Source organism: Acidocella sp. C78 (assembly GCF_907164655.1).
This window is the reverse complement of record NZ_CAJQZK010000013.1, coordinates 44,957-65,009: the sequence shown is the minus strand read 5'-3', so window position 1 is coordinate 65,009 and position 20,053 is coordinate 44,957. Positions and strand designations below refer to the sequence as shown.

Below are 20,053 nucleotides of genomic sequence, written 5' to 3'. Positions count from 1 at the left end.
CCTCCTCACAGTTCCACCATGACAGATGTATCGGGTTCTCATCTCCGGGCGGTGATCCTGGCCGGCGGCGCTGGGCGGCGGCTCGGCGGGGTGGACAAGGCGCTGCTGATCCTGCACGGACGAACGATGCTCGATCATGCCATCGCCACACTCGCCGGACAGGTTGACGCCACAGCGCTCAGCGCCGCCGGCGATGCGGCGCGGTTTGCACGGTTCGGGCTGGAGGTGCTGGACGATGGGCGGCATCGCGGCAAGGGACCGCTGGCCGGGGTTCTCGCCGGGATGCGCTGGGCGGCGGCTTCAGGCGGCGAGACGCTGCTGAGCCTGCCGGTGGACACGCCCTTCGCGCCGCGCGACCTCGTGGCCCGGCTCGGCGCCGCCCCGGCGGAGGCGGCATCGCGCGGGCGGCGGCATCATCTCGTCGCACTCTGGCCGGTGACGGCGGCCGATGCGCTGGAGCGCTTCCTCGACGGACCGGGACCGTATCGGGTATCGGGCTTCGCGGCGACGATCGGGATGCGCGCGGTGGCGTTCGCTGACGCGCCCGACCCGTTCGTGAACATCAACACGCAGGCGGATCTCGACGCGGCGGAGGCCGGGCGGTGCTGAACGCCTTCATCGCCGATTTCCTCTATGCGGTGGTCGCGCTGTTCGTGATCATCGATCCGGTCGGCACCGCGATCATCTTCGCCGCGCTCACCATCCATGACGACGCGGCGAAGCGGCGGACGATCGCGAAGCGGGCCGCGCTGATCAGCTTCCTCGTGCTGCTGGTGTTCGGCCTTGCGGGGGAAAAGCTGCTGCGGCTGCTCGGGATCGGGATTCCGGCCTTGCAGATCGCCGGCGGCGCGCTGCTGTTCCTCTCGGCCAAGGACATGGTGACGGCGAAGGGCGAGTTGCGGGCGAGCAGCGAGGAGCGCACCGCCGCGAGCGAATCGACCGAGGATATCAGCGTGTTTCCGCTGGCGATTCCGCTGATCGCCGGGCCGGGCGGAATGACCACGATGGTGCTGCTGCACGCCAAGGCGGGCGGGCAGCCGGGCGCGGTGCTGGCCAACGCGCTGGCGCTGGCGGCGATGATCGTGGCCACCCTGGTGTCGATGCTGGGCGCGCGGCGGCTGGCGCGGCTGATGGGCACGACCGGGGCGAGCGTGGTGGGCCGGGTTCTGGGCATTCTGGTGGCGGCGCTGGCCGCACAGTTCATCATCGAGGGCACGCAGGCGGCGCTGCATCTCGGCTGAGGCGGAAATCTCCGCCGTTTTCAATATTGTAGATGCAACGCGGATTGACCGGACCGGAAGCGTCTGGCACCGTCATCGCAACGGGAGACGGGCAAATGACCAGATCTGAACTGATCGCCGCGCTGGCGGCGGATCATCCGCACCTGACTCTAGCGGATGTCGAACGCATCGTGACCGCGATGTTCGACCAGATGACCGCGACACTCGCCGCTGGCGGACGGGTGGAGCTGCGCGGCTTCGGCGCGTTCTCGGTGAAGCAGCGGCAGGCGCGGGCGGGGCGCAACCCCAGGACCGGCGAGACGGTGAAGGTGGACGAGAAGACCGTGCCGTTCTTCCGCGCCGGGCGCGAATTGCGCGAGATGGTCAACGCGGGCATGAAACCGCTCGAAGCCGGGGCGGATGACGCCGCGGACGATGACGACGACGAGGACGAGGAGTAGACCGCTGAAGACGATCCGGCTCAGTCTCGGGGCGCTGGTGATTCTGGCGCTGGCGATTTTCCTGTTGTCGAACCGCGCGCCGGTGATGGTGGCGTTCTTTCCGTTCGGCACGATGGGCACAGTGGCGCTGGGCGCGATCGTGCTGATCGCCTTCGGGCTGGGCGTGCTGCTGGGCATGCTGATCCATCTGCCACGGCGGATGCGGGCGCAGCGCCGGGCGAAGCGGGCCGAGCGCCAGCTCGCCGCGCTGCAGGCGCAGCCGCCGGCACCGGCCGCGCCGGCGGACGAAACGCTCAGCCTGCCGCCGGCCGCCTGAGATGGGCGCGGCAGGACATGGCGCGCGGCGGCTGATCGCCGCGATCGATACGCCTGCGCTCGATGAGGCGAGACGCCTGATCGGCGCGGTGGGGCCGCATTGCGGGCTGGTGAAGCTGGGGCTGGAGGCGTTCTGCGCCAACGGGCCGGCGCTGCTGGAGGCAGCAGCGGGGCATGACGTGTTTCTCGATCTCAAGCTGCACGACATTCCGAACACGGTGGCCGGGGCGGTGCGCGCGCTGCTGCCGTTGCGGCCGGCGATGCTGACGGTGCACGCCGCGGGCGGCAGCGCCATGATCGCGGCGGCGCGGGAGGCGGCGGAGATGGCGGGCGCGGCGCGGCCGCGATTGCTCGCGGTGACGGTACTGACCAGTCTTTCGGCCGGCGCGCTGGCGGAGACCGGGGTGGCCGGCGGGCCGCGCCAGCAGGTGCTGCGGCTGGCGAAGCTGGCGCTGGCCGCCGGGGCGGACGGGCTGGTGTGCAGCGCCGAGGAGATTTCGGTGCTGCGCGACGCGTTCGGCGCCGATCCGGTGCTGGTGGTGCCGGGCATAAGGCCCGCGGGCACGGATCATGGGGATCAGGCGCGGGTGGCGACGCCGGAAGCGGCGATCGCGGCGGGGGCGAGCTATATCGTGGTCGGCCGGCCGATCACCACGGCCGCCGATCCGGCAGCGGCGGCGGCTTCCATCGCCGCGTCGATCGGCTGATGGCGCGGGCGAAGATCTGCGGGCTGCGCACACGGGAGACCTGGCTGGCGGCGACGGCGGCCGGGGCGGACTGGGTGGGGTTCGTGTTCTTTCCGCGCTCGCCGCGATTCGTCACGATCGAGGCGCTGAAGGCGATCGGCGCCGATGCGCGGGTGCCGAGGGTGGGGCTGTTCGTCGCCCCCGAACCGGAAGCGATCGAGGCGGTGCTGAAGGTGCAGGACCTCGAATGTCTACAGATTTATGCCGGCGCGGCAGACTGTCGGGCGATGCGGGCGCGGTTCGGCGCGAAAGTGTGGCGGGCCGTGGGGGTTTCGGGCGTTGCCGACCTGCCGCGCGACGATGAGGGACTGGACGGGTTCGTGATCGAATCGAAGCCGCCGCCAGGCGCGGACCGGCCGGGCGGCAATGCGACCGCGTTCGACTGGGCGGTGATGCGGGGCTGGCGGGCTCCCGCCCCGTGGCTGCTGGCGGGCGGGCTGACGCCGGCGAACGTGGCTGATGCGGTGCGCGCGAGCGGGGCGGCGGCGGTGGATGTGTCATCCGGGTGGAGAGCGCGCCGGGAGAGAAATCGGTGCCGCTGATCCGGGATTTCATCGCGGCGGCGCACGCGGCCTGAGGCCGGGCCGACGGTTGCCAGGCGCGAGCTATTTCTGGGTGCGGGCGCAGAAATAGGTGGCGCGGCCGGACTGGACCGTGCGGCTGATGCCCGCGCAGGCGGCGGGGCCGGGGCAGCGTTCGCAGGGTTGGCCGGCGCGGTCGTAGACTTTCCAGGCGTGCTGGAAATAGCCGAGTTCGCCGGAGGGCTGGACATAGTCGCGCAGCGAGGAGCCGCCGGCGGCGATGGCGTCCGTGAGTGTGGTCTTGATCGCCGGCACCAGACGCCCTGCCCTGCCCCGCCCGATCGTGCCGGCGAGGCGATGCGGGAGGATGCCGGCGCGGAACAGCGCCTCGCTGACATAGATGTTGCCGAGGCCGGCGACGATCGACTGGTCGAGCAGGGCCGCCTTGATCGGGGTTTTCTTCCCCGCGAGGGATGCGGCGAGGGTGGCGGGTGAAAACGCATCGTCGAGCGGTTCGGGGCCGAGGCCGGCGATCAGGCGATGGGTATCCTCGGCCTCGGTCGCGACGAGGTCGAGCGCGCCGAAGCGGCGGGGATCAACGAAGCCGATCACGGCGCCGTCGTCGGTTTCGAGCGTGAGATGCTGGTGCGGCTGGGGGGCGGAATCGATCGTCATCCGGCCGGACATGCCGAGATGGATCAGCACCGACAGCGCGCGGTCGAGCCGCATGAACATGTATTTGCCGCGGCGGCGGAACCCCTCGACGCGGGCGCCGGAAAGGAACTGCACGAAGCCCTCGGGGATCGGCCAGCGCAGGTCCGGCCGGGCAAGGACGACGCGGGCGAGGCGGCGGCCTTCGAGCTTCGCGGCGAGGCCGCGCATCACGGTTTCGACTTCGGGGAGTTCCGGCATGGTGCGATTGGGGCTATAGCCTGAGCCCATGGCCGATACCAGCAGCGAGACCGTCGATTTCGGGTTTTCCACCGTGCCGCGCGGCGAGAAGCGGCGGAAGGTGCGGGAGGTGTTCGACAGCGTCGCCGGGCGCTACGACGTCATGAACGACCTGATGTCGCTCGGCGTTCACCGGCTGTGGAAGCGGGAATTCGTGTCGATGATGGACCCGCGGCCGCATCGCACGCTGCTCGATCTTGCCGGCGGGACCGGGGATATTTCGCTGCGCTGGCTTGCCGCCGGCGGCGGCCCGGTGCTGATGACCGACATCAACGAGGCGATGCTGCGCGTCGGCCGCGGACGGGCGGAGGAGCGGGCGCGGATCGACGGGATCGGGTTCGCGGTGGCGGATGCCGAGGCGCTGCCGCTCGGCGATGGCAGCGTCGATCGGGTGTCGATCGCGTTCGGGCTGCGCAACTGCACCGACAAGGACAGGGTGCTGGCCGAGGCGCGGCGGGTGTTGAAGCCGGGCGGGCGGTTCTTCTGCCTGGAGTTCTCGCGCTTGCAGGTGGCGGCGGCGCAGCCGCTCTACGAGAAATGGTCGTTCGTGGCGCTGCCGGCGATCGGCGCGCGGGTGGCGCAGGACCGCGAGAGCTATCAGTATCTCGCCGAGAGCATCCGCATGTTCCCCGACCAGGAGACGCTGGCGGGGATGATGCGGCGGGCGGGATTCGAGCGGGTGGCCTATCGGAACCTGAGCGGCGGGATCGCGGCGATTCATTCGGGATGGCGGCTGTGAGCGCGCGCCTCGCCGGGCGGCTGGTGCTGCTCGTCATCGGCGGGGGGATCGCGGCCTACAAGGCGCTGGAGCTGATCCGGCTGATCCGCAAGGAGGGCGGCGCGGTGCGCGCGGTGATCACCGCCGGGGGAGAGAAATTCGTCACCCCGCTTTCGGTGCAGGCGCTGTGCGAGGACCGGGTGCATACCGAGCTGTTCTCGCTGACCGGCGAGAGCGAAATGGGGCATATCCAGCTCTCGCGCAGCGCGGATCTGGTTGTGGTGGCGCCGGCCTCGGCGGATCTGCTCGCGAAGATGGCGGCGGGGATGGCGGATGACCTGGCGACCACGCTGCTGCTCGCCACCGACAAGGAGGTGCTGGTCGCACCGGCGATGAACGTGCGGATGTGGACGCATCCGGCGACGGTGGAGAATCTGGCGACGCTGCGGCGGCGCGGGGTTTCGGTGGTTGGGCCCGAGGAGGGGCCGATGGCCTGCGGCGAGTTCGGGCCGGGACGGCTGGCGGAGCCGCCGGCGATCCTGGAGGCGATCGTGGCCAGGCTCGGCGGCGACCGGACGCTGGCCGGGCGGCATGTGGTGGTGACCAGTGGGCCGACGCATGAGCCGATCGACCCGGTGCGCTACATCGCCAACCGCAGTTCGGGCAAGCAGGGCCACGCGATCGCCGCGGCGCTGGCGCGGCGCGGGGCGCGGGTGACGCTGGTCTCGGGGCCGGTGGCGCTGGCCGATCCGGCGGGGGTGACGGTCGTGCGGGTCGAGACAGCGCTGGAGATGCGCGCGGCGGTGCTTGCCGCCCTGCCCGCCGATGCCGCGGTGTTCTGCGCCGCGGTCGCGGACTGGCGGGTCGAGGCGCAGGGGCGGAAGATCAAGAAGACCGGCGCGCCGCCGGCGCTGGCGCTGGTGGAAAACCCCGACATTCTCGCGGAAGTCTCGCGGCTTGAGGGGCGGCGGCCGCGCCTTGTCGTAGGCTTCGCGGCGGAGACCGGCGATCTGGTCGCGCAGGCGACGGCGAAGCGGGCGCGCAAGGGGTGCGACTGGATCGTGGCCAATGACGTCGGCGCGGGAACCGGCATCATGGGTGGCGCCGAGAACGAGGTCGTGCTGATTACCGGCGGGGGTGCGGAGCCCTGGCCGCGCGCCGGGAAGGACGCGGTGGCGGAGCGACTTGCAGAGAGGATTTCAGGGATTTTCCAATGACGATTTCAGTTGCCGTGAAGCGGCTGGCGCATGGCGCCGGCCTGCCCTTGCCCGACTATGCCACCGCCGGATCGGCGGGGCTCGACCTGCTGGCGGCGGTGAGCAGCACCGTGCTGATCGCGCCGGGGACGCGGGCGCTGGTGCCGACCGGGCTCGCCATCGCGCTGCCGCCCGAGTTCGAGTTGCAGATCCGCCCGCGCTCGGGCCTCGCGCTCAAGCATGGGATCGTGATTCCGAACAGTCCGGGGACGATCGACAGCGATTATCGCGGCGAGATCCAGGTGATCGTGCTGAATGCCGGGCGCGAGGCGTTCGAGGTAACGCGGGGCATGCGGATCGCGCAGGCGGTGCTGGCACCGGTGTCGCGCCTGGTGTGGCAGGAGACCGACGATCTCGACCGGACCGCGCGCGAGGCGGGCGGGTTCGGCAGCACCGGCCTCGATTTCCCGATGGGGAACTAGCTCTCTAGGTCCGCCCTGCCCTGCGTGCGCGACCCGGTGAAGCGGGCGACGAGCGGGAAGAAAGCGGCATGGGGCAGCAGGCGCAGGATGCGCAGCGGGCGGGCCAGGCCCTCGGGGAAGGCGATGAGGAAGCGCCCGGCATCGAGCCCGCGCAGGATGGCGTGGGCGGCGGCGGCGGATTCCATCAGGAAGGGCATCGGGAAGCGGTTCTGCGCGGTGAGCGGCGATTTCACGAAGCCGGGGCAGATCGCCGAGATCGCCACACCGTGGCGGTCGAGGTCGAATTTCAGGGCTTCGGCGGTCGCGATCAGCGCCGCCTTGGTCGCCGAATAGGAGACCGAGCCGGGCAGGCCGGCGAGGCCGGCGAGCGAGGACATCAGCGCGATCTGGCCGCGCTTGCGGGCGATCATCGCCGGCATCGCCAGTTCGAGCGCGTGCGCGGTGCCGAGCAGATTCAGCTCGACCTGGCGGCGCAGGCGATCGGCGGTGAAGGTTTCCGCGGTATCGCGCTCATAGGTGCCGGCGTTGAGGATGGCGCGGGCGATCGGGCCGTCGCGGGTGATGGTGTTCACCGCCTCGCGCAGCGAGGCGGGATCGGTCACGTCGGCCGGCGCGACGATGATGCGGCTCGGATGGGTTTCGGCGAGGGCGCGAAGCTCGGCCTCGCGCCGTGCGGTGATGGCGACGCGCCAGCCCTGCGCCACATGCGCCTCGGCCAGGGCGCGGCCGATGCCGCTGGAGGCGCCGGTGATCCAGACGATGCCATCGGCGCTGGTGACGGGTTTCACACGCGGTCTCCGTGTTGCAGGCGGCGGCGCAGCAGGGCGGCGCGGTCGCGCAGGGCGTGGCGTTTGGACTCCGCCATCTTGTGCCACGTTCGCACCGGCATCGCCATGCGCGGATTGGCGGCGAAACGATCGGCGTGGCGGGCGATGAAATCCCAGTAGAGCGCGTTGAAGGGGCAGGCGCGCGGGCCGGTGGCGTCCTTCACGTCGTAATGGCAGCCCGCGCAGTAATCGCTCATGCGGGCGATATAGGCGCCGGAGGCGGCGTAGGGTTTCGAACCGACGATGCCGCCATCGGCGTGCAGCGCCATGCCGCGGGTGTTGGGCATTTCCACCCATTCATAGGCATCGGCGTAGACCGCGAGATACCAGCGATCGACCGCATCCGGGGCGATGCCGGCGAGGAGGGCGAAATTGCCGGTGACCATCAGGCGCTGGATGTGATGGGCGTAGGCGCGGCGCAGCGTCTGCCCGATCGCCTGGGCCATGCAGCGCATGTCGGTTTCGCCGGTCCAGTAGAAATCCGGCAGCGGAAGGTCGGCGCCGAGGGCATTCAGCGTCGCGTAGCCGGGCATGTGCCGCCAGTAGATGCCGCGGATGAACTCGCGCCAGCCGATTATCTGGCGGATGAAGCCCTCGACGGCGTTGAGCGGGGCGCGGCCGGCCGCGTATTCCGCCTCGGCGCGGCGGCAGAGATCGAGCGGGTCGAGCAGGCCGAGATTGAGCGGGACGGAGACCAGGGAATGGAACATGAAATCCTGGTCCGCCGCCATCGCGTCCTGCCAGTCGCCGAAGCCGGGGAGACGGCGGGCGAGGAAATCGGCGAAACCCGCCTCGGCGTCGCGCGCGGTGACCGGCCAGTCGAACCCATCGAGGCTGCCGTAATGAGTGGCGAAGCGGGCGGCGACGAGGGCGAGCACCTCGCGCGTTTCGTCCGCAGGCGGGAAGCGTTTCGCCGCGGGGGGCGCCAACCCGGCGGGCAGCGATTTGCGGTTCTCGGGGTCGTAGTTCCATTTGCCGCCGACCGGGTCGTCGCCCTCCATCAGGATGCGGTGGCGGCGGCGCATCTCGCGGTAGAAGAACTCCATGCGGAGCTGCTTTTTCGCGCCGGCCCAGGCGGCGAAATCGGCGCGGGAGCAGAGGAAGCGGGTGTCGTCGCGGATCTCGCAGGGGATGCCGGTCTGCGCCGCCCAGCCGCGCATGGCCTCGAGCACGCGGTATTCGCCGGGTTCGGTGGCGATGATGGCATCGGGCTTCAGCGCGGCGCAGGCGCGGGCGAGTTCGCCAGCGAGCGTGCCGGTATTCGCCGGATCGTCGAGCGTGACGTAGCGGACGGCGACGCCGCGGGCGCGCAGGGCCCTGGCGAAATGGCGCATCGCCGCGAGGACGAGCGCGATCTTCTGCGGATGGTGCGGGACATAGGTGCATTCCCCCATCACCTCGGCCATCAGCACCGTGTCAGCGCCGGGGTCGAGGCCCGCGAGGGAGGCGATGGCGGGCGAGAGCTGGTCGCCCAGGATGACGCGGAGCTGGCCGGGCATCAGCCGAGGATCGGGCGGTAGGTGATGTGGCCGCGATGATGGAAATCGAGGCCGGACCAGGTGTTGGCCTGGTTGTAGAAGACCGCGAGGCGGATCGGGCCGGAGAGCTGGTAGCGCGAGGCGGTGACGCTGCCGGAGGGCATGGCGGGCAGGCGGAACCAGCCCTCGCGGGTGACGGTCGGCCGGTCGGCATGGCCGGTCTGCATGTTGATCATCGGGCCGTTCAGCATCGCCTTGTTCCAGTAGGTGAGCGGCAGGGCGTCGGGCGGGGCGGTATGCCGGGCGATGCGGTTGCCGGAGATGACGACGCCGGCATCGGTGCGCTCGACATCGAGACGGATGCGGGTGCCGTTGTTGTCGATCGCGCTGGTGGCGGACTGGAAGGCGCCGCGCTGCCAGTGTTCGACGATATGGGCGCGGTAGGTGAAGAGCGGGATGCCGATGAGGCCGACCTTGAGATCGACGTGGTTGTCGACCGTCAGGCGCGTGCCATCGACGAGGAAGCGCAGATGCTGGACGCCGACATGGCTGCCGTTGCGATAGACGTCGAACGCGAGGCTGCGGTGCCGCGGCAGCCTTGGCGGCTTCAGAATGACGCCGGCGGCCGCCGCGAGAACGCCGCGCCGGGCGATGGGGATGTCGGTCATCGGTCCTCCTTCACGGTGTTGCGGTTACGGGCGCGGGCGGCGAACGGATGCCGATCCACCGCAAGCGCAATGCTCCGTTGTGATAAATAGGGCCGCCGCTCTGGATCGCGAGGGCGGAGCCGCGCATAAACGGGCGCCCAACCCTGCCGCGAAAGAAAAACATGCACCAGCTCATCCTCATGCGCCATGCCAAAGCCGAGCCGGCCCGGGGCGACCAGGCCGATCACGACCGCGCGCTGAGCCCGGCGGGGCGGGCGGCGGCGCAGCGCATGCGCGCCCGGCTGCGGGAGCTGGCGATCGAGCCGGACGTGGTGCTGGTATCCTCGGCGCGGCGCACGCGCGAGACGCTGGACGGCGTTGCGTTCTGGGATGGGCAGCCGATCATCGACGTGGTCGACGGGCTCTACATGGCGCCGGCGGCGCGGATGCTGGAGATGCTGCGCGAGCTGCGCGAGACGATGCTGAGCGTGCTGGTGGTTGGCCATAATCCGGGGCTGCACGAGCTGGCGCTGATGCTGGCCGCCGGCGCGCAGGAGCGCGGCGCGGCGCATGCCCAGCTGGAGGAGGGATTTCCGACGATGCGGGCCGCCGAATTCCTGGTGCTGACCCCCTGGCGCGAGCTGAAGCCGAAAACGACGCGGTTGCAGCGGGTGATCGACCCGCCTCCCGCGAGTGCTGCATGAGTGTCATGTTGCAGGCGCGAAGGTTGCGCGATCACGCCCGAAGGATTTACAAAACAGTCACCCAGATCGATTAGTCTCGGCACCCGACCGGGAAGCGGATCAGGACGGTTCGACCGGACAGCAGAGGAATCTTGACCATGAGCAGCACGACCGAAGGCGCGCACGCGACGCACGCGACGCACGCGACGCTTACGATACCCGGAAGCGACAAGACGGCCGAACTCCCGCTCCTGACCGGCACGCTCGGCCCGCAGGTGGCCGATATCCGCAAGCTCCAGGCGCAGACCGGCATCTTCACCTTCGATCCCGGCTATGGCGAGACCGCCTCGTGCGAGAGCAAGATCACCTATATCGACGGCGATGAGGGGGTGCTGCTGTATCGCGGCTATCCGATCGATCAGCTCGCCGAGAAATCGACCTTTCTCGAGGTCGCGCATCTGCTGATGTTCGGCGAGCTGCCGACGGAAGCGGAGTTCGAGGCGTTCAACCGCGGCGTGACCATGCACACGATGCTGCACGAGCAGGTGCGCCGCTTCTTCGACGGGTTCCGGCGCGACGCGCACCCGATGGCGGTGCTGTGCGGCGTGGTCGGCGCGCTCTCGGCCTTCTATCCGGAGAGCGTGAACGTGAACGATCCGCGGGAGCGCGAGATCAGCGCGTTCCGGCTGATCGCCAAGATCCCGACGATCACCGCCTGGGCCTACAAGTATTCGACCGGCCAGCCCTTCATGTATCCGCGCAACGATCTCTCCTATGCGGAGAACTTCCTCTACATGATGAACGCGGTGCCGCCGGAGCCGTATCGGAAGAACCCGATTCTCGAACGGGCGATGGACCGCATCCTGATCCTGCACGCCGACCACGAGCAGAACGCCTCGACCTCGACCGTGCGGCTCGCCGGCTCGACCGGGGCCAACCCCTTCGCCTGCATCGCCGCCGGCATCGCCGCCCTCTGGGGCCCGGCGCATGGCGGCGCCAACGAGGCGGTGCTGAAGATGCTCGGCGAGATCGGCCACAAGGACAACATCCCGGCTTTCATCGCCGAGGTGAAGGACAAGAACAGCCATACCAAGCTGATGGGCTTCGGCCACCGGGTTTACAAGAACTTCGACCCGCGCGCGAAGATCATGCAGCAGACCTGCCACGAGGTGCTGGGCGAACTCGGGATCAAGCACGAGCCGTTGCTGGAACTGGCGATGGAGCTGGAAAAGATCGCGCTGGACGACGATTACTTCGTTTCGCGCAAGCTCTATCCGAACGTCGATTTCTATTCGGGCATCATCCTCAAGGCGATGGGATTCCCGACCACGATGTTCACCCCGCTCTTCGCCCTGGCGCGCACCACCGGCTGGATCAGCCAGTGGATGGAAATGATCGCCGACCCCTCGCAGCGGATCGGCCGGCCGCGCCAGCTCTATACCGGCGCAGCAAAGCGCGACTACGTCTCGATCGACCAGCGGGGCTGAGATGATGCGGGATGCGCGCCGGACGGGCGGCGCGCATCCCTGCCCTGCGTAAATTCACCGAACCCGATCTTCATATCGGATAAATCCGATCCATCTATCGTCGCATGACGATCGATGCCGATCATGAGCGCGCGCCGGAGCTGGACGAGGGGCTGAAAGCCCTGGTGCATCCGGTGCGGCGCGCCATTCTCGCCAAGCTCGCCGATCCCGAACGGCATTTCGCCGGGCAGGAGCATCCGCTCGCGCTCGGCGTCTGCGCGGGGGCGATCGAGCGGAGCTGTCCGCTGTCGCAATCGAGCATTTCGGCTCATCTCGCCGCGCTTCACGCGGCCGGCCTGGTCGAGACGCGGCGGGTCGGAACCTTCGTGTTCTACCGGCGCAATGACGGCGCGATCGCAGCGCTGATCGGGGGACTCGCGAAATCCCTTGGTCTGCTGGACCCCACTCCCTGAACTCGCAGCATCAACCTGAAAGGCTGATCAATGTCGAAACTGTTCGAACCCCTGCAGGCAGGCGCCTTCACCCTGCGCAACCGCATCGTCATGGCGCCGCTGACCCGCGCGCGCGCCGGCGAGGCGCGCCTGCCCAACGCGCTGATGGGGCAGTATTACGCGCAGCGCGCCGAGGCCGGGATGATTCTCTCCGAGGCGACCTCGGTGACGCCGATGGGCGTCGGCTATGCCGCCACACCGGGCCTGTGGTCCGACGAGCAGGTGGCGGGCTGGCGCATCGTCACCGAGGCGGTGCATCGCGAGGGCGGCATCATCCTGGCGCAGCTCTGGCATGTCGGGCGGATTTCCGACCCGATCTTCCTGAACGGCGAGCTGCCGGTGGCGCCGAGCCCGATCGCAGCCGCAGGGCATGTGAGCCTGGTGCGGCCGGAGCGCCCCTTCACCACGCCGCGCGCGCTGGAGACCGACGAGATTCCGGGCGTGATCGAAGCCTACCGGGTGGCGGCGCGGAACGCCAAAGCGGCCGGGTTCGACGGCGTGGAGGTGCATGGCGCGAACGGCTACCTGCTCGACCAGTTCCTGCAGGATTCGACCAACAAGCGCACCGACCGCTATGGCGGCTCGATCGAGAACCGCGCGCGGCTGCTGCTGGAGGTGACGGACGCGGTGATCGGCGTCTGGGGTGCGGACCGGGTGGGCGTGCATCTGGCACCGCGCGGCGACGCGCATTCGATGGGCGATTCCGACCGGCTGGCGCTGTTCACCCATGTCGCCACCGAGCTTGGCAAGCGCAAGATCGCCTTCATCGCGGCGCGCGAGCACAAGGCGGCGGACTGGATCGGGCCGCAGCTTAAGGCGGCGTTCGGCGGCGTGTATATCGCCAACGAGAAGTTCACCCGCGAGACCGCCGAGGCGGCGATCGAGGCGGGCGAGGTGGACGCGGTGGCGTTCGGCCAGCTCTATATCGCGAACCCGGACCTGGTGGCGCGCTTCCGCGACGGGCTGGCGCTGAACCCGCCCGATACCTCGACCTTCTACCAGGGCGGCGCCGAGGGCTATACCGACTACCCGACGGCCGCGAAGCAGAAGGCGGCCTGAACCGGCGGGCCGGGGCGGTTTCGCTCCGGCCCTCCCACAACATGAAGGCGAGGAGCGGGCGATGCGGTTTGCGGGCAGGAAAGTGGTGGTGATGGGCGGCAGCCGGGGAATCGGCCTCGCCATCGCGATGGGATTTGCCGCCGAGGGGGCCGCGGTCGCGATCTGCGCGCGCGGCGCCGAGGCGCTGGAGGTGGCGCGGCGGGAGATCGCCGGGCATGGCGGGGTGGTGTTCGCCGCCCCCTGCGATCTGGCCGATGCGGAACAGATCGCCCGCTTCGTGCCGGACGCCGCTGCCGCGATGGGTGGCATCGACATCCTCGTGAACAACGCCTCCGGCTTCGGGATGACCGATGACGAGGCGGGCTGGGCCGCCGCGATCGGGGTGGATGTGATGGCGGTGGTGCGGGCGAGCCATGCCGCCCTGCCCTTCCTCGAGGCCGCCGAGGGGGCCGCGATCGTCAATCTCGCCTCGATTTCCGGCCTGCGCGCCTCGACCCGCAGCCAGCCTTATGCGGCGGTGAAGGCGGCGGTGATCAACTACACGATGTCGCAGGCGGCGACGCTGGCGCCAAAGCGGATCCGGGTGAACGCGATCTCGCCCGGCTCGATCGCGTTTCCGGGCGGGCTGTGGGAGCAGCGCAAGACGACCAACCCGAAACTCTACGAGGCGACCCTCGCCTCGATCCCGTTCGGGCGGTTCGGCACGGCGGAGGAAATCGCCGAGGTGGCGATGTTCCTGGCCTCGCCGGCGGCGCGCTGGGTGACGGGGCAGAACATCGTCGTCGATGGCGGGCAGATGCTCTGACCAGCAATATCGTGTTCTGGCTCAGTAATCGAACTGGTAGGTCAGGCCGACCGACTCGCCGGGGCCGGAACTGCCGCCGCTGCCGCTGTTGGACTGCACCTCGGTTTTCAGCTTCAGGCCCTTGTAGAGATTGATCTCGACCTTGGCGCCGGTGCCACCGCCGGTGGCGGATTGCTGGGCGCCGACATAGACGCCGGGGGCGACGTAGCGGCCGGCATTGATCGTCGGCGCGCTGGTGCCGCCGCCGATCGAGAGCTGGTCGAGCCCGAGCGCCTTGCGCAGCCCGCCGACCATATCCGGCCCGCCGCCGCCGATTCCGGCGAGATCGGCCAGCGAGGCGGCGAGCGAGGCGGCCTGCAGCGCCGAGAGATTCTGCGAGCTGGTGCCATAGAGCAGATGCGCCAGCACCTCGTCCGACGGCAAGGACGGGAGGCTGGAGAGCGAAATCTTCGGCGCGCTCGCCGGGCCGGTGAGGGCCAGGGTTGAAACCGTGCCGTCAGAGGCGGTGCCGCTCACTTCAAGGTCGATCACCGGCATCATGCCGTTGCCGTTGAAGCGGACGGTGCCGCGGCTGAGATCGAGCGTCTTGCCGCCAAGATTGAAATAGCCGCGGATCAGGTGGAAGCCGCCGGCAGGCTGCGGCGCGGCGAGCGTGCCGCCGACATGCAGCCTGCCGCCGAGATTGGCGAACAGCCCCTTGCCGCGCACGAACACCTCGTTGCGGGCATCGACCGTGAGATCGAGCGCCACGGGCGGCGCGGGGGCGGCGGGCGGCGGCGGACGGGCGCCCTTGCGCCGGATGTCGAGCCTGACCACCGAGGGCGGCAGGCCCTGCGGGATCTGGATGTTCGCCGTCTCGATCGCGACGGTGCCGGCGAGCCTGGTGCCGGTGTCGATATCGCCGGTGAGGCTGAGCGCGCCGCCGAGGCGCTCGGTCAGGATGTCGCTCGCGATCGGGCTCGCGTGGTGGAAGGCGATCCGCAGATCGACCGGCATTGGCTTGGCGAGGCCGAAACTGCCGGAACCGTCGATCGTGCCGGCGCCGGCCTTGGCCGAGAGACGGTCGAGACGGAGGGTGCGGCCGGCGGCGGTGATCGTGGCGTCGATCGTCGAAAGGTCGAGCCCGCTGGCGATGTTCTGCACCCGGCCGCCGGCCAGGGTGAGCGTGCCCGCGGCGCGGGGCGCGGCCAGCGTGCCGGTGACGCGGAGATCGGGCGTCACCGTGCCGCCGACCGCGGTGCCGCCCGCGGCCGTGAGCGGGTCGAGAAGGTGGAGATTGGCGGTTCCGGTCAGGGCGAGGTCGATGGCTCCCGCGGCCGAGAGCGGCGCGGTGCCGGCGAGTGTGAGATCCGCCCGGTTGCCGAGGGAAAGGCGCGCGGTGCCGCGGGCGCTGCGGCCGAGCAGGGTTTCATGCGCGGTGAGATCGGCCGGCGGCAGCGAGGCGGCGGGGCCGGTGAGCAGGCGCATGGATGTCGCCGCGAGATCGACCGTGCCGCGCGGCGCGCGCGGTGTGCCGGTCAGCCGGGCGCGGGCGGTGACCATGCCGGAGGCGGCGAGGCGCGGGTCGGCGGCGCGAAGCAGGGAGGCCGAGAGATTGTCGAGCCGGAACGACAGGTCCATCGGGCCGGTGAGCGCGAGCGGGGCGGTGCCGTCGAGGCTGAGACGGGCGGAGCCCAGCGTTGCGGCGATGCTGCCGCGCAGGGCATGGCCGCGCAGGGTCTCGCGGGCGGCGAGAGTCGCGCGCGGGAGCTTCGCGCCGGGGCCGGACGCAAGGCCAAGCCCCCTGCCCCGCAGCGTGACCGTGCCGGCGGGGGCTGCGAGCGTGCCGGTGAGATGGGCGGTGGCGTCGAGCAGGCCGGTGACGGCGAGGCGCGGATCCGCGGCGCGGGCGATGCCGGCGGGGAGATTGGTAAGGTTCGCGGCGAGATCGAGCGACGGGCGGATGCCGCCATCGGCGGTAAGTCGCGCCGCACCGCCGAGCCCGCCCAGGGCGATTGCGAGATGACGGATCGAGCTGGTCGGGCCGGCGCTGATGATGGCGGGGCCGAGCAGGCGGGCGGTGACGCCGCGGGCGGCGGCGTCGAGTTTCGCGAGGCGAATGGTGCGGGTCTTGCCATCGAGTGTCGCGGCGAGATCGAGCCGCGCCGGCTTGCCGGCGAGGCGGGCGAAGCGTCCCGCGGCGGTGACGGCGAGAGCGGTCTCGCTGCCCTTTGCAGTGAGGGTGAGGTTGCCCGATGCCGCCTTGCTCGTGACACCGGTGAGGGTCGCGGTGGCGGCGATCGCGGGTGTTTGCGCGAGATGGTCGATCGTCGCGTCGATCCGCGCGGCGCGGAGGGTGGCGATGTCGCCATAGGCGAGATGGCTGGCGGTGAGCGCGATGGCGGCGGGCGCGCCGGAGCGATGGGTGAAATCGGCGGTGAGCGCGCCGGCGAGCTTCAGGTGCAGCAGCGGGGCGAGATCGGCGAGGCGCGTCATGGCGAGGTGCAGCGCGCCGTCCGGCAGCAGGGCACCCGGCGCGCGGGTGATGCGGCCCTGCCCGCGCAGCGATTTCCAGGACAGGGTTTTCAGGTCGAGATCGAGAGCGCCGGCGGGGCTGCGGGCGAAGGTCGCGCCGAGCGAGAGCGGGGAGTCATAAAGCGCGCCGGCTCCCGTCAGTTTTCCTGTCGGCGCGTTGGGGAGATGGGTGGCGTCGATGGTGATGCGGAACGGGCCGGAGGGAACGCCCTTCGCGGTTACGAGACCGTCGATCGTGCCGCGCAGGGCGAGATCGTCCGGCGGGCCGGCGAGATCGATCGCCTCGGTGATCTGGCCGGCGAGAAGCGGATCGGCGAGGCCGAGGTCGGGCTGGGTGAACGTGCCCTTGAGGGCGACATGCGCGCGGGTGACGGTGCCGGCGAGATGCGCCTTCAGGGCGGCCATGTCGAGCGTCAGGCTGTGGATGGTGGCGGTGCGGTGCGCGAGGGTGAAATCGCCCGCGATTGTGGCGCGCTTGCCGACGAGGATGGGGACGGGTTTCGCCGCCTTCGTGATTTCCACCGTGTCGTCGACGTGAAGGTTGGTGACGCCGCCGCGATGCTTCACGACGACGCGCAGGACGGAGCGGCCGCCGAGCGTCTGCCTGCCGAGAGCGGCATAGGGCGCGAGTTCGGGAATGGTGATGGTGAGATTGGCGCCGGGGGCGGTTGGCGAAAGGTCGACCGTGCCGGTGCCGCGCGCCTTGAGATCGCCGAGGGCGCTGGCGAAGTGGAGGGCGGCATGGTCGCGCGGGCCGGCGATGCTCAGCGAGAGATCGACCTTCTGCTTCGCGAGATCGGGCTGGCTGGCGATGCCGGCGAAGGCGGCGATGGGGCCGCCGGGCGGTTCGTGGACGGTGAGATGCGCGCCGACCTTGCTCGCATCGAGGCGCGCGGCGAGGCGGTAGGTGCCGGCGCCGTCGAGCGAGGTGGCGTCGAGCGTGGCGGCGATGTCGTCGGGCGATTTCGCCCGGGCCTGGCCGGTGATGTTGAGCGCGAGCTTGTGGCCGAGCACGGGTTTCGCGAGCGCGAGGCGGCCGATGCCGAGATGGCGCAGGACCAGCGCGATTTTCGGGATGCCGCGCGCGGCGGATTGTTGCGGTTTCGGCTTCGCGGCGGCGGGGAGCGGCTGGCGCAGGATGTCGATGCGCTTCGCGGTGAGGTCGGTGATGTCGATGCTGCGGTGCAGGAGCGAAAATGGCGACCAGCGGAGCACGGCATCGTCGATGGTGAGCCACGCGCCCTTGCGGTCGGCGATCGCGATGCGCCTTGCGGCGATGTATGTCGGGAAATGCCCGGCTAGGCGGGTGATTTTGACCGTGCCGCCGGAGAGCGCGTCGATCTCGTGGGCGGCGAGGGTGCGGCCGGCGCCGGTGTTCAGCGCGATGCCAAGCGCGAGGCCAGCGAGGACCGGCAGGGCGACCAGGATACCGGCGATCCAGAGGATGGGCTTGACGATCCGGCGCATCAGAAGGCCTGCCCGAGCCCGATATAGACCGCGACGGAGGCGCTGCCGGGCGCGCGGTTGAGCGGGACGCCGACATCGACGCGCAACGGGCCGATGCCGGTGTAGTAGAGCAGGCCGAGACCGGCGCCGATGCGCAGCGTGCCGGTGAAGGGCGTGCCGTTGGCCGAGACCTGGCCGGCATCGATGAAGGGGGCGAGGCCGAAATGCTTGCCGATGCGCTGGCGGAACTCGGTCTCCAGCGCGTCGATCGCGGTGCCGCCCTCGGGAATGCCATCGGGGAAGAGTGGCCCGACCGTCTGGTAGGTGAAGCCGCGCACGGTGCCGGTGCCGCCGGCGTAGAAGCGCTGGTCGGGCGGGATGCCGAATTGCGAGCCGCCGAAGATGCGGCCGAGCACGCCGTGCAGCGCCAGCACGCCGCGGCCGGGGGCTTCCAGATTGATGTAGGTGCTGCCGGTGAGTTTGGCGATGACGAAAGGCTGCGTGGCGGCGCCGAGCGACAGGCTTGGGGTGAGGCGAAGGGTGAGCTTCACGCCGCGCGTGGGATCGAGGAGCGAATTCGCGGTGTCGTAGGACAGGGTGACGGGAAGCTGAAGCAGGCGGTAGGTGCGGCTTTCGCCCTCCTGGTTCACCTTCTCGAAGATGAAGCCGGCGCCGTAATCGAGCGTCAGATGCGGGCCGAGCGGGCGGGCGACGATGGCGCGACCGAGAAAGGCGGTGCGGCTATAGGCCGGCAGGTATTGCTTGAGCGCCTCGATCGTCGCGGCGATGGACTGGCCGGGACGGATGAAATCGGGCACGCGATAGGTCGCTTTCGCATCGTAGCCGGGAGCGACGATATAGGTGTGCTTGCCGAAGGTCGCGGTCTGGCTGCGGCCGCTGCCGGCGATGCCGGTGGCGCCGAGCGACAGGGTGAGGTTCTGCGCCGCGCCGAACAGGTCGCGGTCGGTCCAGGAGACATTGGCGTCGATGCCGAGATCGGAGGAGTAGGACGCGCCGAGGGCGACGGTGTGGCGCTTGCGCTCGCGCACCGCGAAGGTGACGGGCACCTGGCCGGCGGGGTGCGGCGCGGCGGCCGTATGGGCGGTGACGGAGGAGAACACGCCGAGGCCGAGAAGCTGGTCGCGCGCCGCGTCGAGCGCCGTCTGGCTGTAGCGCTGGCCGGGCCTGAGCGCGATGTGCCGGGCCATGAAGCGGCGGCGCATCCGCCGCATGCCGGTGAAGGTGATGGCGCCGACATCGACGCGCGGACCCATCGTGACCGGATAGGTGACGGCGAGCGTGTGCGTCGCGTCATCGGCTTCGGCGATGGGCGGGGCGACCTTCGCGAAGGCATAGCCGAGATTGCGCAGCCGCGCCTCCAGCCGGGATGCCGCGCCGACGAGGGGGGACGCGGCGGCCGGATCGCCCGGATGCACGCCGAGCGCCGCGATCGCGGCGGGGTCGGTGAGGCCGGGCGTGCTGATGGCGCCGACATGGTAGAGCGGGCCCTGCGCGATCGCCACGCGCACGCGGGCGGGCGGGTTTGCCGGCGCCTGTCGCAGCAGGTCCGGCAGAGCGGGGTCGGACAGGGCATGACCGTCGATGGTGATGGTGATCGTGCCGGAATCGTAGCCCTCGCTTTCCAGCACGGTGCGGAACGTGTCGAGATCGGCGCGGGCGCGGGCGATCAGCGCGAAGGGGCCGACCGCGAGCTTGCGGCGGAGGGTTTCAAGGCTCGAACTCTGGCGGATCAGCGTGTCGAGCGGAGCGTTGCCGGTGGCGACGAAGGCGACGTCATAAGGTTGCGGCTCGGCGGCAAGGGCGGATGGCGCGGGAAGCAGCGCGCCGGCGGCGAGAGCGAGCCCGACGACAGGCGCAAAACCGGGCAGGATGCGTGACAGCTCACGCGTCGCGCTACGAAATTTCCGCTCCTCCATCATCGGATGAGATAGGGGCATCCGCACGGATGCGCCATGCCGCCAAACGAATAGCCGGCCTCACGATCT

19 protein-coding genes and 1 pseudogene are annotated in these 20,053 nt (G+C 70.3%); 14 read left to right on the top strand and 6 right to left on the bottom strand.

Annotation, left to right across the window (positions count from 1 at the left end; translation table 11 throughout):
* Nucleotides 1-18 precede the first annotated feature (18 nt).
* From mobA to ACIDOCELLA78_RS000000105465, 6 genes and pseudogenes are all read left to right on the top strand, one after another.
* Nucleotides 19-609 (top strand): molybdenum cofactor guanylyltransferase MobA, encoded by a 591-nt coding sequence (gene mobA, locus ACIDOCELLA78_RS000000105490; RefSeq protein WP_201728731.1) that lies wholly within the window; start codon nt 19-21, stop codon nt 607-609.
* Complete coding sequence (locus ACIDOCELLA78_RS000000105485; RefSeq protein ID WP_201728730.1) at nt 603-1,241, top strand: MarC family protein; 639 nt, start codon at nt 603-605, stop codon at nt 1,239-1,241. The genes mobA and ACIDOCELLA78_RS000000105485 overlap by 7 nt, the downstream gene beginning before the upstream one ends.
* 95 nt (nt 1,242-1,336) lie before the next feature.
* Nucleotides 1,337-1,681: an integration host factor subunit beta gene (locus tag ACIDOCELLA78_RS000000105480; protein WP_201728729.1), complete on the top strand. Its 345-nt coding sequence runs from the start codon at nt 1,337-1,339 to the stop codon at nt 1,679-1,681.
* Nucleotides 1,656-1,997, top strand: a complete 342-nt coding sequence (locus ACIDOCELLA78_RS000000105475; protein WP_201728728.1) for a LapA family protein — start codon at nt 1,656-1,658, stop codon at nt 1,995-1,997. Before ACIDOCELLA78_RS000000105480 ends, ACIDOCELLA78_RS000000105475 begins: the two co-directional genes overlap by 26 nt.
* 1 nt (nt 1,998) lies before the next feature.
* A complete protein-coding gene (gene pyrF, locus ACIDOCELLA78_RS000000105470) occupies nt 1,999-2,703 on the top strand; it encodes an orotidine-5'-phosphate decarboxylase (RefSeq protein ID WP_201728727.1) in 705 nt (234 codons plus the stop codon).
* A pseudogene (locus ACIDOCELLA78_RS000000105465) lies at nt 2,703-3,319 on the top strand (phosphoribosylanthranilate isomerase). Before pyrF ends, ACIDOCELLA78_RS000000105465 begins: the two are co-directional and overlap by 1 nt.
* A 28-nt stretch (nt 3,320-3,347) precedes the next feature.
* Here ACIDOCELLA78_RS000000105465 and mutM read toward each other — a convergent pair.
* A complete protein-coding gene (mutM, locus tag ACIDOCELLA78_RS000000105460) occupies nt 3,348-4,175 on the bottom strand; it encodes a bifunctional DNA-formamidopyrimidine glycosylase/DNA-(apurinic or apyrimidinic site) lyase (protein ID WP_201728752.1) in 828 nt (275 codons plus the stop codon).
* 28 nt (nt 4,176-4,203) lie between these two features.
* Between mutM and ACIDOCELLA78_RS000000105455 the strand changes: the two genes are divergently transcribed.
* From ACIDOCELLA78_RS000000105455 to dut, 3 genes are read left to right on the top strand one after another with little or no spacing between them, the layout of a single operon-like run.
* Nucleotides 4,204-4,953, top strand: a complete 750-nt coding sequence (locus tag ACIDOCELLA78_RS000000105455) for a class I SAM-dependent methyltransferase (protein ID WP_201728726.1) — start codon at nt 4,204-4,206, stop codon at nt 4,951-4,953.
* Nucleotides 4,941-6,149 (top strand): bifunctional phosphopantothenoylcysteine decarboxylase/phosphopantothenate--cysteine ligase CoaBC, encoded by a 1,209-nt coding sequence (gene coaBC, locus ACIDOCELLA78_RS000000105450; protein ID WP_201728725.1) that lies wholly within the window; start codon nt 4,941-4,943, stop codon nt 6,147-6,149. Before ACIDOCELLA78_RS000000105455 ends, coaBC begins: the two co-directional genes overlap by 13 nt.
* On the top strand, nt 6,146-6,610 hold the full coding sequence (dut, locus tag ACIDOCELLA78_RS000000105445; protein WP_201728724.1) for a dUTP diphosphatase: 465 nt from the start codon (nt 6,146-6,148) through the stop codon (nt 6,608-6,610). Before coaBC ends, dut begins: the two co-directional genes overlap by 4 nt.
* Here the strand turns inward: dut and ACIDOCELLA78_RS000000105440 are convergent.
* From ACIDOCELLA78_RS000000105440 to ACIDOCELLA78_RS000000105430, 3 genes are read right to left on the bottom strand one after another with little or no spacing between them, the layout of a single operon-like run.
* Entirely contained in the window at nt 6,607-7,398 is a 792-nt protein-coding gene (locus tag ACIDOCELLA78_RS000000105440; protein WP_201728723.1) for an SDR family oxidoreductase, read from the bottom strand. The genes dut and ACIDOCELLA78_RS000000105440 overlap by 4 nt on opposite strands.
* On the bottom strand, nt 7,395-8,936 hold the full coding sequence (locus tag ACIDOCELLA78_RS000000105435) for a cryptochrome/photolyase family protein (protein WP_201728722.1): 1,542 nt from the start codon (nt 8,934-8,936) through the stop codon (nt 7,395-7,397). The genes ACIDOCELLA78_RS000000105440 and ACIDOCELLA78_RS000000105435 overlap by 4 nt, the downstream gene beginning before the upstream one ends.
* Nucleotides 8,936-9,583, bottom strand: a complete 648-nt coding sequence (locus ACIDOCELLA78_RS000000105430) for a DUF6134 family protein (RefSeq protein WP_201728721.1) — start codon at nt 9,581-9,583, stop codon at nt 8,936-8,938. Before ACIDOCELLA78_RS000000105430 ends, ACIDOCELLA78_RS000000105435 begins: the two co-directional genes overlap by 1 nt.
* Before the next feature lie 179 nt (nt 9,584-9,762).
* On the opposite strand from ACIDOCELLA78_RS000000105430, the gene ACIDOCELLA78_RS000000105425 reads away from it, so the two are divergent.
* From ACIDOCELLA78_RS000000105425 to ACIDOCELLA78_RS000000105405, 5 genes are all read left to right on the top strand, one after another.
* Nucleotides 9,763-10,266: a histidine phosphatase family protein gene (locus ACIDOCELLA78_RS000000105425; RefSeq protein ID WP_249675834.1), complete on the top strand. Its 504-nt coding sequence runs from the start codon at nt 9,763-9,765 to the stop codon at nt 10,264-10,266.
* A 137-nt stretch (nt 10,267-10,403) separates the two neighbouring features.
* Complete coding sequence (gene gltA, locus ACIDOCELLA78_RS000000105420; protein WP_201728719.1) at nt 10,404-11,732, top strand: citrate synthase; 1,329 nt, start codon at nt 10,404-10,406, stop codon at nt 11,730-11,732.
* Between the two features lie 104 nt (nt 11,733-11,836).
* Nucleotides 11,837-12,184 (top strand): helix-turn-helix transcriptional regulator, encoded by a 348-nt coding sequence (locus ACIDOCELLA78_RS000000105415; RefSeq protein WP_201728718.1) that lies wholly within the window; start codon nt 11,837-11,839, stop codon nt 12,182-12,184.
* 30 nt (nt 12,185-12,214) lie between these two features.
* Nucleotides 12,215-13,282 carry an alkene reductase gene (locus tag ACIDOCELLA78_RS000000105410; RefSeq protein WP_201728717.1) on the top strand — a complete coding sequence of 356 codons (1,068 nt, stop codon included), beginning with the start codon at nt 12,215-12,217 and terminating at the stop codon, nt 13,280-13,282.
* A gap of 61 nt (nt 13,283-13,343) precedes the next feature.
* Nucleotides 13,344-14,087, top strand: a complete 744-nt coding sequence (locus ACIDOCELLA78_RS000000105405; RefSeq protein ID WP_201728716.1) for an SDR family NAD(P)-dependent oxidoreductase — start codon at nt 13,344-13,346, stop codon at nt 14,085-14,087.
* A 21-nt stretch (nt 14,088-14,108) separates the two neighbouring features.
* Here ACIDOCELLA78_RS000000105405 and ACIDOCELLA78_RS000000105400 read toward each other — a convergent pair whose 3' ends face one another.
* Nucleotides 14,109-18,068 (bottom strand): translocation/assembly module TamB domain-containing protein, encoded by a 3,960-nt coding sequence (locus ACIDOCELLA78_RS000000105400; protein ID WP_201728715.1) that lies wholly within the window; start codon nt 18,066-18,068, stop codon nt 14,109-14,111.
* Nucleotides 18,068-20,005, bottom strand: coding sequence for an autotransporter assembly complex family protein (locus ACIDOCELLA78_RS000000105395; RefSeq protein WP_249675831.1), 1,938 nt, complete (start codon nt 20,003-20,005; stop codon nt 18,068-18,070). The genes ACIDOCELLA78_RS000000105400 and ACIDOCELLA78_RS000000105395 overlap by 1 nt, the downstream gene beginning before the upstream one ends.
* Between the last annotated feature and the right edge of the window lie 48 nt (nt 20,006-20,053).